The sequence below is a fragment of the Rhodoferax sp. BLA1 genome (assembly GCF_013416775.1).
Lineage (GTDB): Bacteria > Pseudomonadota > Gammaproteobacteria > Burkholderiales > Burkholderiaceae_C > Rhodoferax.
Window position 1 is genome coordinate 757,808 of record NZ_SZVI01000013.1, and the last position, 12,680, is coordinate 770,487.

The window sequence follows — 12,680 nt, forward strand, 5'->3', positions numbered from 1 at the left end:
AGACAACATGTCAACTAATACTTACACTTTAGTTGTCAAATATCAATCAGTGAATACTGCTGACTTCCATGTCACTGACCATCTCAAACCGCCGCAATTTGACGTAAAGACTTTGCCTGGACAGGCCCAGCATTTCTGCTGCAGATGCGCGATTGTTCTTGGTCAATTCGAGTGCGGACTGGATACACATCTTTTCGATCATGTCGACGGTTTCCCCCACAATGTCTTTCATTGGCATGCGGCCCACCAGTTTGGACAGTTCAGCAACCGAACTCACCATGCCATTGGTTACCGGCGTCTCCTTGATACGAATCCGCTCAACATCACGGATGTAAAAGGCATAGTACGCTTGATCGGTGTTAAGAGTCAGCGCAGAGATTTCCACAGCAACGGTTGAACCCGCCATGACTCGCAATTCAGTCGAAAAGTTCTTCACAAGCGTTTGTGAACGCAAATTTGTCAACAACACACCCCAGTCAACCCCCCCGCGCACCAACCAGTTCTCCAGAGGTTGACCGGCCAACTGCGACAAAGCGGTCACACCCAGCATCGTCATCAGTTCTGCGTTGGCAGACTTGATGACCCCCGCTCGGTCAGTCAGGGCAAATCCGTCAGGGGAATGTTCAAGTGCCTCACTGAAGAGCAGTTGCTGATCCGCTGCCGACGTGGGCTTGGCGACCATGCCATGTGGCAACAAACGCATCAGAAAATGTGGCCCACTTTCCTGCCGGAAGACAGAAGCAGACACCGTGCAATCGCCTGTGGCACCGACAAATCTGGCACGACACATCTCGATGCGACCCGTGGCGTGCGCCATACGCAACAGCGACTGAATCTCGTCCCTGTAAACAGTCTCAAAACATTCGGTGATGTCGCGACCGACCAGCTTCTTGTTGCTGTCTTTCACGAAGACCTGTGCGCTGGAGTTCGCATCCAACACTCGGAAGCTCAAACCATCCACCAACAAGACAGCCTCATTGCCGGTTTCAAAGAGGATGCGGTATTTGGTCTCAATGTGCCGAAGCCGCAGATAGTCCCGCTCAATAGACTGCTGGGTTTCAATCAAACGTCGCTGAAGAATCGCGATAGCTTCCATATCGCGCCCCAACGCCAAGACTCGCCCATCGTCACCCAAGCTCATCACGGCATACTGCATTGGCAGGTCGGTGCCATTGCCAACGCCGTGATTCACATGGCGCCAGCGCAATTCTTCACTGGAGTGACACGAAGTCAGCATTTCCAAAATCTTGCCACGGCTTTCACTGGTGACAACACTGGTCCATGAACGCCCTGCCCAGGACTGGCAACCCAATGCAAGCAACTCAGACTTACGAACAAAAATGTCCTCTATCACGCCGTCTTTATCCACGATCAGTGCGACATCAAAGGCCACGCGCACCAGCCGGTCAAAAGCCTCTCCTGACAAATTACCGAGCTTCATTGGGACATCTTGATGAGGTTAAATTCGTCGATTCAGATACTTCTGTCACACACATAGTTCAAGTTGCAAGCTCCAGCCTCTTGATGCTTTGCCGAGCAAGTCGCTGTGACACCCGCGCATCACCACCAACCAAATCTGCACCTAGCACTGCCGCCAAATCAGGGTTCAAGTCCACCATAGGACCACCAATCATGATCTGGACACGAGGATTGAGCGACGCCTGCCTGGCTTTTGCGATGAGTGATTTCATGGCTGGCCACCCTCGGTCAGAGCAGACCGACAAACCAACCACTTCAAACCACTGTTGCGACAGTTCTTTCACCACGTCAGACTCTGATTCCGGTGCAACGTTCGACACTTTCCATCCTTCACGCCGAAAAAACTCAGCCACCATAACCGAGCCAAAACTATGCTGAGAATTGGGCGCCAAAAAGAAAATCGCCCGATAACCGTTGAACTTCTGGTTAGCTCGCTGTAAGAATTGGGGACTAAGCTCATAGAGAATTTGCTGCAGACTATGAACGCCTATTGTCACCTTGACAAAATCTATCCGATCAGACAACCACCATTCACCCATCAGGCGAGCAGCGGCTGCCAGCCCATCCAAATAGATGTCTTCAAGATCAACACCTGCGCCAAGCCAGGCTTGAACCTTAGCAAGTGCAGCGTCATACTGACATATACACGCCTCAGCCAAAACTTCTATATCGCGCGGACCAAAAACGCCAAGGCCTGCACTAGCCCGAATTAAAGACATATTTTCCTGCTGAAACAGGCCCACACCGCAACCACCACTTTCTCCATACGGGAAGTGGATGGGCGAGACTTTCACACAAAGCTACGCCAGCAGTTTCAACCTGGAAAGTCTTAACTGTGTCTATATAAACATTTTACCGGGAAACTCCGACAATGTAAAAAAAATAATACGTCAAGTTATGTTGACACTTTAAACAGCAACAGCTACAGTGACCGCCTGAAGTTCTTTCATCAGAGCACATGTCAAATTCTGTTTCAAGTCACAAAATGCTTTACAGCCCGGAGCAAAAGCGTCGAAGAGATCAGTCGATCTGGACACTGGTTCAAGGTGTTCTGGCTCCCTTGCAATTTTTGGTCTTTCTGATCAGTTTGGGGCTTGTTGTCCGTTGCCTCATGACGGGCGAAGGTGAATCCGCTGCGCTTCTCTCAGTGGTCGTCAAAACATTGACGCTCTACACCATCATGCTGACCGGCTGCATATGGGAAAAAGTGGTGTTCGGTCAGTACCTTTTTGCACCTGCTTTTTTTTGGGAAGACGTGTTCAGCATGCTGGTTCTGGCCTTGCATACCGCTTATTTGTATGCATGGTGGACGGGCGCTATCACACCCACACAACAACTTTGGTTAGCCATCGCTGCTTATGCCACTTATTGCATCAACGCAGCTCAGTTTTTGCTGAAGTTGAGAGCGGCTCGCTTGCAGGCGGAAGGTTTGCGCTCGGCAGAAGCTGATCAAAGTCAATTACATGTTCGAACGGAAGGTGCAGTGTGAGTCAGGTGATTCCTATCCGCAGCACAGACGCCTTGGGATGCACCAACACACCGGTCATCTCTGAAAAGGGACAAAGGGAGGTTTTTTGCGGCCTCACGGGCATCATTTGGCTGCACCGCAAAATACAGGATGCCTTCTTTCTGGTGGTGGGTTCACGCACCTGCGCGCATTTGATTCAGTCAGCTGCAGGGGTCATGATTTTTGCAGAGCCACGTTTTGGCACCGCAATCATTGACGAGCGTGATCTCGCTGGTATTGCCGACGCCAACGATGAGTTGGACCGCGTGGTGTCCGAACTGCTCGCCCGCCGCCAAGACATCAAGTTGCTCTTTTTGGTGGGGTCCTGTCCTTCTGAGGTGATCAAGCTTGACTTGTCACGGGCAGCAGAAAGGCTCAGCAGACAACACATGCCACACACCCGGGTTCTTAGTTACTCGGGCAGCGGCATTGAAACCACGTTTACGCAAGGTGAAGATGCCTGCCTGGCTGCTTTGGCACAGACTTTGCCTTCTAGAACAACCCAGGGCAAACACTTGCTCATCGTAGGCACCCTGGCGGATGTGGTTGAAGACCAATTAAGCGCCTTGCTTCGCAAAATGGGGATTGAGCGATTTGATTTTTTCCCGCCCCGCAGAAGCACAGCACTCCCCGCCATTGGCCCAGAGACTGTGTGTGTGCTGGCTCAGCCCTTTCTCGCTGACACAGCAAAGCAACTTGAATCCAAAGGTGTGAAACGTCTTGATGCACCTTTCCCGCTCGGCGCGGAAGGCACAACCCAATGGTTGCGGGTAATTGCCCAGGCGTTTGCCATTGATAACAATCAGTTTGAAGAAGCCACACAGGCACCTCGCCAAAGAGCGGAGCAATCGGTAGCGCGTCACCGCACGCAACTGCAAGGCAAAAGCATCACCTTCCTGCCTGATTCCCAGCTTGAGATACCGCTCGCTCGATTTGTCTACCAAGAACTTCATATGAAGTTATTGGAAGTCGGCACGCCCTACTTACATCGCCAGATCATGGCACTTGAACTTGAACAGCTTCCTAGCAATACACGTTTAAGTGAAGGTCAATCACTGGAACTGCAGTTGGATCGGTGTGATGCAGACCAGCCCGATTTGATCGTCTGTGGTCTTGGCTTGGCCAACCCGCTCGAAGCAAAAGGGTTCACCACCAAGTGGTCTATCGAACTGGTGTTCACTCCTATTCAAGGGTACGAGCAGGCGGGGGACTTGGCAGCCCTGTTCAGCCGACCTTTGGCACGCAAACTCAAACTAGTCGCTTAGACATCACGTCAATGCAGCTCACGCTCTGGACTTATGAAGGCCCGCCTCATGTGGGTGCCATGCGAGTGGCTACGGCCATGACCAACGTTCACTACGTATTACATGCGCCACAAGGAGATACCTACGCAGATCTCTTGTTCACCATGATTGAGCGCCTGCCCAGGCGCCCACCGGTCACCTACACCACTTTTCAGGCAAGGGATCTGGGTGGTGACACAGCGCAGCTTTTCAAGGAAGCTGTCGCCAACGCTTTTGACCGCTTTCAGCCACAGGCGGTACTGGTGGGATCTTCCTGTACAGCAGAGTTGATCCAAGACGACCCGGGCGGCTTGGCCAAAGCTCTGAATCTGCCCGTTCCTGTGATTCCATTGGAATTACCCGCTTACCAGCGCAAAGAAAACTGGGGAGCATCCGAGACGTTCTACCAACTTGTCCGAAACCTGGCCAAGCCAGCTGACAAGGACTTGTCTGCCGCCCCACACAAGCCCAGTTGCAACATTTTGGGACCAACGGCACTGGGATTTCGGCATCGCGACGACGTACGCGAGATCTCCCAACTTTTGCAGGCCTTGGGCATTGAAGTAAAAGTTACTGCACCTTTAAACGCCTCGGTTGAGGATATTTGCAAGCTGGCGCAAGCGGACTTCAATGTCGTTCTTTATCCAGAAATCGCCAACACAACAGCTCAGTGGTTGGAACGCCAGTTCAACCAACCCTACACCCGAACCATACCAATTGGTGTGAGTGCCACACGCGAGTTCATCCGGGAGGTCACCAGTCTGTCCAAACTGCCCATTCCGGCAGGGCTTGAAGATGACATGCACTCCGTTTGGTACTCCCGATCTGTCGACTCGACCTATCTGACCGGCAAGCGCGTGTTCCTATTCGGCGATGCCACACATGTGGTGGCTGCAGCCCGGTTCGCCAGCGAAGAGATGGGCTTTGAAGTGGTGGGCATCGGGACCTACAGCCGGGAATTTGCCCGTGAAGTGCGCGAAGCGGCCAAAAAGTACCAGGTTGAGCCACTGATCACTGATGACTATCTGGCCGTTGAAGAACAGATCAAACATCTTCACCCCGAGCTGATCCTGGGTACACAGATGGAGCGACACATTGCCAAGCGGCTCAATATCCCCTGCGCGGTGATCTCGGCACCAGTACACATTCAGGACTTTCCTGCCCGTTACGCCCCTCAGATGGGTTTCGAGGGGGCCAACGTCTTGTTCGACACGTGGGTGCATCCACTGATGATGGGCCTGGAAGAGCACCTGCTGGGCATGTTTCGTGAGGATTTTGAGTTCTACGACGGTGCAGCACCATCACACTTGGGTTCCAGCCGTGTGGCCGAGACGCCAGTGACTGCCTTGATTGAAGTTGCCCAGACTGATTTGCCCAAGCCAAATACAGCCCAACCAGCCTCAAGCGCTTGGAGCACCGAGGCCGAGAAAGAGCTGGGAAAAATACCCTTTTTTGTGCGAGGCAAAGCCCGCAGAAATACGGAACGGTACGCGTTGGAACAAGGCCTGAGCACCATCACCGTGGAGACGTTATATGACGCGAAAGCTCACTTCAGCCGCTGACAACTCGGGGGCGCAGACCCCGATCAGGGTGCTCTTGCTCACGATGGACAACCATCTAGCAAGTGCCGCAGAACGCGCGTCTAAAAGCCTGCGCCAGCAGATTCCTGGTTTGGTATTCAAAATCCATAGCGCAGCATCCTGGCGCGACAACGCTGATGGGCTTGCCAGCAGCATAAACGACATCCAGAACGCGGATGTGATCATTGCCACCATGCTGTTCATGGAGGACCATTACCTGCCCGTGCTGGAGACACTCAAGGCCAGGCGAGACCAATGTGACGCCATGGTGTGCATCATGTCGGCACCGCCGGTCATGCAACTCACCCGCATGGGCAAGTTCACCATGGGCGGGCAAGCAGGGGGGCTGGTTGGTTTGCTCAAAAAACTGCGTCCCACCCCAAAAGAAGGATTCAAGAGGGAAGAGTCCAGCGGGGATGCCGGCGCCAAACAAATGGCCATGCTGCGCCGACTCCCCAAGCTCTTGCGCTTCATTCCTGGTACAGCGCAAGATGTCAGGATTTTCTTCCTGACCATGCGTTATTGGCTGGCAGGTTCCGAGCAAAACGTGAGCAATATGGTGCAGATGCTGATCAAGCGTTACGCCAGCGGCCCGAGACAAGCTCTGCGCGATCTGGCGCATCCGCAAGACCCAGTGGAGTACCCAGAAACAGGTGTGTATCACCCGCGGATGAAAACACAGCTGTCCGATCAGTTGAGCGAGTTACCAGCGGGCTCCAAGCAACAACCCACCGTTGGTTTGTTGTTGCTGCGCTCCTATCTTCTGGCTGGTAACGCAGCACACTACGATGCTGTGATCAATGTGCTGGAGTCCAAGGGATTGCGGGTGATTCCGGCTTATGCCAGTGGCTTGGATGCGCGTCCAGCGATTGAGCGGTATTTCAAAACCAACGGCAAGGTCAACATTGACGCCCTGGTTTCGCTGACCGGCTTTTCCCTGGTTGGTGGACCCGCCTACAACGATGCCAAAGCAGCCGAATTGGTGCTTTCGGGCCTGGACGTTCCCTATCTGGCCGCACATCCTTTGGAGTTCCAATCACTGGACAAGTGGGGCGGCTCCAATCGCGGCTTGCTCCCGGTGGAGAGCACCATCATGGTCGCCATTCCAGAGTTGGATGGTTCGACCGTGCCCATGATTTACGGTGGCCGCCCTGGTTCGGACGGCACGGTTTGCGCTGGTTGCGGACGCCTCTGCAAATTCACTGCGGACAACAAAACCGAAGACATGTATGCCTGCACGGAACGCATCGAGATGCTGGCAATGCGAGTGGCCAAGCTGGTGGCCTTGCGTCGTACCAAGCGGGAGAACCGCAAAATTGCGATTGTGCTGTTCAACTTTCCGCCCAACGCAGGTGCAGTAGGAACGGCCGCCTTCCTGTCCGTTTTTGAATCTTTGTTCAATACGCTAACCTCGTTGGCTAAACAAGGCTATCGGGTCACCGTGCCAGCCAGTGTGGAGGCCCTGCGCGAAGCCGTTCTCAAAGGCAATGCCAGCCAGTACGGAACCGAAGCCAATGTGCACGCCTTGATCCCTACTGAAAAACATGTGCAACAAGAACGGTGGCTCAATGACATCGAGGCCCAGTGGGGTCCGGCACCGGGCAAACATCTGACCAATGGACAAAGCATTTTTGTCTTGGGCGCCCAGTTTGGTGAAGTCTTGGTGGCACTGCAACCTGGTTTTGGCTACGAAGGCGACCCAATGCGCTTGTTGTTCGAGTCGGGTCTGGCACCTACCCATGCGTTCAGTGCCTTTTACCGGTACTTGCAAAATGACTTCAACGCCGATTGTGTGTTGCATTTTGGAACCCATGGCGCGCTGGAGTTCATGCCAGGCAAACAGGCTGGCATGTCAGGCAACTGCTGGCCGGAACGGATGATTGGCGCACTCCCCAATGTCTATCTGTATGCCGCCAACAACCCGTCGGAAGGGGTGCTGGCCAAACGCCGCGCTGCGGCAACGCTTGTCAGCTACCTCACACCAACACTGGCTCAGGCAGGTCTTTACAAAGGCTTGATTGAGCTGAAGCAATCGCTTGAGCGGTGGCGAGCTCTGGAGCCGGACCAATCCAAAGAGCGCCCGGAACTGGCCGACATGTTGCACACACAGGCCACTGCACTTGATTTGGCGGTGCCTCAAACAAAGCCGGATCTCACTGATATGCAGGCCAACGGCGCTGCAGTCCCCTGGATTGACGCGTTGCAAGCCCAGATTTTGGAGCTGGAATACACCTTGATCCCGGAAGGTCTGCATATCGTTGGCAAAACGCCAACGCGTGAGCAGCGCCTCACCACACTCAAGGCTCTGGCCCAAGCCATGGGCATCGACAATGCTGACTTGCTGGAACATTTGGTGGACGGCGCTTCCGAAACAGACCTGATGCCGCTCGCGACTGATCTGAACCAGGTCCAGCTTGAGTCGCTGAAGCAGTTGGTAGCCACCAATTACCAGCTTGGACAAGACAGTGAAATCGAAGGCTTGCTCAAAGCTCTGGATGGACGCTATATCGCCCCGGCTCCTGGGGGTGATTTGCTGCGAAACCCCAAGGTACTGCCGACCGGCCGCAACATTCACGGCATTGACCCATTCCACATCCCATCCGCTTTTGCTGTCAAAGACGCACAGCGCCAGAGCGACAAACTCATTGCCCGCTACAGGCAAGACGGGGGCTTACTGCCGGAAACGGTTGCGATGGTGCTCTGGGGAACAGATAACCTGAAATCCGAAGGTGGGCCGCTGGCCCAGGCCCTGGCATTGATGGGTGCCCTGCCCCGCTTTGACACGTATGGACGGCTTGCAGGGGCGTGCCTGATGCCACTGGAGGAGTTGGGCCGCCCACGTATCGATGTGGTGATCACCCTGTCAGGCATCTTCCGCGATCTGTTGCCGATGCAAATCCGGCTTCTGGCTGAGGCCTCTTTCCTGGCGGCCTCGGCAGATGAACCGGAAGATCAAAACTATGTCCGCAAACACGCTCTGGCCTTCATGGCAGAACACGGAGGCGACATGGAGGCCGCATCATTGCGGGTTTTTGGCAATGCCGAGGGCGCCTATGGTGCCAATGTCAATCAACTGGTCGACAGCAGCGTCTGGCAAGATGAAGACGAGTTGGGCAACTGCTTCACCCAGCGCAAAGGCTTTGCTTATGGTCGCGAAGGTCGCCCCGTGCGCAACAACGTCCTGCTGCAAAGCGCGCTGGCCAGTGTGTCGTTGACATACCAGAACCTGGATTCGGTGGAGTTGGGGGTGACGAGCATTGATACCTACTTTGACACCCTGGGTGGGGTAAGTCGCGCCGTGTTGCAGGCCAAACACAAGCTTGAGGGCACCCAGGCCAGTGCCCCACCTGTTTATATCGGTGACCAGACGCAAGGTGACGGGGTCGTGCGCTCCTTGACAGAACAGGTGTCACTGGAAACACGTACTCGCATGCTCAATCCCAAGTGGCATGAAAGCATGCTCCAACATGGTTATGAAGGTGTGCGTCAGATTGAGGCACACCTCACCAACACCATGGGCTGGTCAGCCACGACTGGACAAGTTCAACCCTGGGTGTACCAGCAGTTGGCACAGACGTTCATCCTCGATCCTGAGATGCGCGAACGGCTGGCCCAGCTCAACCCTGTCGCCTCAACCAAATTTGCCAACCGCTTACTGGAAGCGTCACGGCGCCAATACTGGCAACCCAATGCCGAAACTATGGACGCGCTGCGGCTCGCTGGTGAGGAATTGGAAGACCGCTTAGAAGGTGTTTACGAAGGAGTTCCCGCATGATCGAAACCACGGCAGTCCCCCTGTCAGATATACGGCGAGGTGGCCGCCATCTGGATGGCGAGGGAAGTATGCAAGTGCAGCTCGACCCTGCCATCAAGATTGGCACCGCCAAGGTCTTTGCGGTGTACGGCAAAGGGGGTATTGGCAAAAGCACAACGTCTTCGAATTTGTCAGTGGCTTTCAGCAAAATGGGCAAACGCGTGCTGCAAATTGGCTGCGATCCCAAACACGACTCCACATTCACCCTGACCAAGAAGCTGATGCCCACCGTGATCGACGCGCTGGAAGCCGTCAACTTCCACGCTGAAGAACTACGTGTTGAGGATTTTGTTTATCGGGGCTACAACGGTGTCATGTGTGTCGAGGCTGGTGGACCGCCCGCCGGCACCGGCTGTGGTGGCTACGTGGTTGGGCAAACCGTGAAGTTGCTCAAAGAGCATCATCTGCTCGAAGACACCGATGTGGTGATCTTTGACGTCTTGGGTGATGTGGTGTGTGGCGGTTTTGCCGCCCCGCTGCAACACGCTGATCGCGCATTGATCGTGACCGCCAATGACTTCGACTCCATCTTTGCGATGAACCGCATTGTCCAGGCCATTGGTGCCAAGGCCAAGAACTACAACGTCCGGCTCGGTGGTGTGATTGCCAACCGCAGCGATGCCACGGACCAGATTGACAAGTTCAATGCGGTGGTTGGTCTGAAAACCATGGCCCATTTCCCGAACCTGGATGAAATTCGTCGCAGCCGGTTGAACAAATCCACGCTGTTTGAGTTGGAACCCACACCAGCCGTCAAGGCGGTGCAGGATGAGTACATGCGACTGGCCGCTGCGCTCTGGCTGGGCACCGACCCCTTGCCGGCTGTGCCGATGAAAGATCGGGACATTTTTGACCTGTTGGGTTTTGACTGAGGCCACCGCATGAACGAAAACACCTACCAGGAGCGGCGCGGTCAGATCGAAAACTATTTTGATCGAACCGCCGCAGCAGCCTGGGAAAAGTTGACATCGGACGCCCCCCTGGGCCGGGTGCGAGCGACGGTGCGCGCCGGGCGGGACAACATGCGCGGAACACTGCTCTCCTGGTTGCCACCAGACCTCCATGGCAAACGCATCCTGGATGCGGGCTGTGGTACTGGCGCATTGTCGGTAGAGGCCGCACGCCGAGGTGCCGAAGTGGTGGCGATTGATCTGTCACCCACCTTGGTTGAACTCGCACGCAACCGCTTGCCTCCAGATGTCGCCAGTCGCATTGACTTTCGCAGCGGCGACATGCTTGACGCAGCTCTCGGCAAGTTCGATCATGTGGTGGCGATGGACTCCATCATTCACTACCGTACCGAAGATGCCGTGAGTGCTTTGGCCAAACTGGCCGAACGGACCTCGTCCTCCATCTTGTTCACCTTTGCACCGCGCACACCGCTGCTGGCGCTCATGATTGCGGTTGGACGCGTTTTCCCTCGTGGCAACCGCGCCCCGTGGTTAGAACCGATGGCCGAAGAAAAAATTGCCAGCTTGATGGCCCAGCATGCTTCGCTGGCTCAGTGGAACCGAGGTCGGACTCAAAGAATTTCCAGCGGTTTTTACCAATCACAAGCGATGGAGTGGCAGACATCGTGAGAGCTGCAACGTTCAAACGTCTTGCCAAGAGTATTCCTGCGCAGTGGCTTCCCTTTGCGGATGTGGCCAGTGCGGGTTTGCCGCTGTCTCGCCTTTTGCGTTTGTCGTTATTCAAAGTCACGATGGGCATCACCACAGCACTCCTGATTGGTACGCTCAACCGGGTCATGATTGTTGAACTGGGTGTGGCAGCATCGTTGGTGTCACTGATGCTGGCACTTCCACTTCTGGTGGCACCATTCCGTGCGGTCACGGGTTACCAATCAGATACGCATCAGTCGGCTTTTGGTTGGAAACGTGTTCCTTATATGTGGGGCGGAACACTCGTCCAGTTTCTCGGGCTCGCCTTTATGCCCTTTGCCTTGTTGGCGCTGACCGGTCAGGGGGAGCGGCCTCTGCCACCCTGGCTGGCGCAAGGTGTCGCAGCCATGGCCTTTTTGATGGTCGGTGCGGGACTACAAACCTCCCAAACCGCCGGGCTGGCACTTGCCACGGATCAGGCCAGTGAAGAGACACGTCCAAGGGTCGTCGCCTTGATGTACATCATGCTGCTGGTGGGCGCCGTGGGCGGCAGTCTGGTTTTCAGCGTCCTGCTGACTGACTTCAGTGCCCAACGGCTGGTTCAAGTCGTTCAGGGGACAGCCATGGTTGTTTTGATCTTGAACGCATTTGCCCTGTGGAAACAAGAACCTCGCAATCCACAACGTGCTGCGGCACGAAAACAGACACCCAGACCACCGTTCAAAGAGGTATGGACGCATTTCATCAATTTGCCCAACGCACGGCGTTTTTTGTGGACCACGGGTCTGGGAACCATGGCGTTCAACATGCAGGATATCGTGCTGGAACCATACGGGGGTGAGATCTTGCATCTATCGGTGGGGGCCACAAGTGCCTTGACCGCGATGCTGGCCGGTGGTGGCTTGATGGGCTTTTTGCTGGCCGGTCGCCAACTGGCCCGAGGCATGGATCCTTTGTTGCTGGCGGCGTTCGGCGCCATGATTGGCATACCCGCTTTTTCTGCCGTCATCTTTTCTGCACCGCTTGAAGCTGGCTGGTTGTTTCGCCTTGGCGCTTTGGGTATCGGCATGGGTGGCGGGCTGTTTGCCGTTGGCACATTGTTCACCGCCATGCGCCTGGATGGTGGTGGTTATGTGGGCTTGGCACTCGGAGCTTGGGGTGCCGTGCAATCGACCGCTGCAGGATTGGCCATGTTTTTTGGTGGCGCGTTGCGTGACCTGGTGACGCAATTGACCGCTGGTGGCGCTTTTGGCACGGCCTTCGCGGTGCCGTCGGTTGGTTACAGCGTGGTTTACCACGTTGAAATGCTGTTGTTGTTTGTCACGCTCATTGCCGTTGGCCCCTTGGTCAGACACGGCGTCCGCACCACAAACAACATCCAGATTGCCCCTGTTATTCAGTAGATTTTTTGAAGGA

Annotated in this window: 9 protein-coding genes; 7 read left to right on the forward strand and 2 right to left on the reverse strand. The window is 55.0% G+C overall.

Features of this window, described 5'->3' with window-relative positions:
- Window positions 1-46: 46 nt before the first annotated feature.
- Together ppsR and FDG13_RS19025 are read right to left on the reverse strand one after the other, a co-directional pair.
- Entirely contained in the window at window positions 47-1,441 is a 1,395-nt protein-coding gene (ppsR, locus tag FDG13_RS19020) for a transcriptional regulator PpsR (protein WP_180132242.1), read from the reverse strand.
- Between the two features lie 58 nt (window positions 1,442-1,499).
- A complete protein-coding gene (locus FDG13_RS19025; protein WP_180132243.1) occupies window positions 1,500-2,273 on the reverse strand; it encodes a cobalamin-dependent protein in 774 nt (257 codons plus the stop codon).
- A 164-nt stretch (window positions 2,274-2,437) separates the two neighbouring features.
- Here FDG13_RS19025 and bchF point away from each other — a divergent pair, with 164 nt between their 5' ends.
- The 7 genes from bchF to FDG13_RS19060 are packed head-to-tail and all read left to right on the forward strand — an operon-like array spanning window position 2,438 to window position 12,667.
- Window positions 2,438-2,968 carry a 2-vinyl bacteriochlorophyllide hydratase gene (gene bchF / locus FDG13_RS19030; RefSeq protein ID WP_180132244.1) on the forward strand — a complete coding sequence of 177 codons (531 nt, stop codon included), beginning with the start codon at window positions 2,438-2,440 and terminating at the stop codon, window positions 2,966-2,968.
- Window positions 2,965-4,251, forward strand: coding sequence for a ferredoxin:protochlorophyllide reductase (ATP-dependent) subunit N (locus FDG13_RS19035; protein ID WP_180132245.1), 1,287 nt, complete (start codon window positions 2,965-2,967; stop codon window positions 4,249-4,251). The genes bchF and FDG13_RS19035 overlap by 4 nt, the downstream gene beginning before the upstream one ends.
- Window positions 4,252-4,262: 11 nt before the next feature.
- Window positions 4,263-5,831, forward strand: a complete 1,569-nt coding sequence (gene bchB / locus FDG13_RS19040; RefSeq protein WP_180132246.1) for a ferredoxin:protochlorophyllide reductase (ATP-dependent) subunit B — start codon at window positions 4,263-4,265, stop codon at window positions 5,829-5,831.
- Window positions 5,803-9,624, forward strand: coding sequence for a magnesium chelatase subunit H (locus tag FDG13_RS19045; RefSeq protein ID WP_180132247.1), 3,822 nt, complete (start codon window positions 5,803-5,805; stop codon window positions 9,622-9,624). The genes bchB and FDG13_RS19045 overlap by 29 nt, the downstream gene beginning before the upstream one ends.
- Window positions 9,621-10,535: a ferredoxin:protochlorophyllide reductase (ATP-dependent) iron-sulfur ATP-binding protein gene (gene bchL, locus FDG13_RS19050; RefSeq protein WP_180132248.1), complete on the forward strand. Its 915-nt coding sequence runs from the start codon at window positions 9,621-9,623 to the stop codon at window positions 10,533-10,535. The genes FDG13_RS19045 and bchL overlap by 4 nt, the downstream gene beginning before the upstream one ends.
- A gap of 9 nt (window positions 10,536-10,544) precedes the next feature.
- Entirely contained in the window at window positions 10,545-11,243 is a 699-nt protein-coding gene (bchM, locus tag FDG13_RS19055; protein ID WP_180132249.1) for a magnesium protoporphyrin IX methyltransferase, read from the forward strand.
- Window positions 11,240-12,667 carry a BCD family MFS transporter gene (locus FDG13_RS19060; RefSeq protein ID WP_370528256.1) on the forward strand — a complete coding sequence of 476 codons (1,428 nt, stop codon included), beginning with the start codon at window positions 11,240-11,242 and terminating at the stop codon, window positions 12,665-12,667. Before bchM ends, FDG13_RS19060 begins: the two co-directional genes overlap by 4 nt.
- Window positions 12,668-12,680 lie beyond the last annotated feature (13 nt).

What these genes read in the sequence shown, in the direction of transcription:
- FDG13_RS19045 (WP_180132247.1), top strand. Translation starts at nt 5,803, where the DNA reads ATGACGCGAAAGCTCACTTCAGCCGCTGACAACTCGGGGGCGCAGACC.
- bchL (WP_180132248.1), top strand. Translation starts at nt 9,621, where the DNA reads ATGATCGAAACCACGGCAGTCCCCCTGTCAGATATACGGCGAGGTGGC.
- ppsR (WP_180132242.1), bottom strand. Translation starts at nt 1,441, where the DNA reads ATGAAGCTCGGTAATTTGTCAGGAGAGGCTTTTGACCGGCTGGTGCGC.
- bchB (WP_180132246.1), top strand. Translation starts at nt 4,263, where the DNA reads ATGCAGCTCACGCTCTGGACTTATGAAGGCCCGCCTCATGTGGGTGCC.
- bchF (WP_180132244.1), top strand. Translation starts at nt 2,438, where the DNA reads ATGTCAAATTCTGTTTCAAGTCACAAAATGCTTTACAGCCCGGAGCAA.
- bchM (WP_180132249.1), top strand. Translation starts at nt 10,545, where the DNA reads ATGAACGAAAACACCTACCAGGAGCGGCGCGGTCAGATCGAAAACTAT.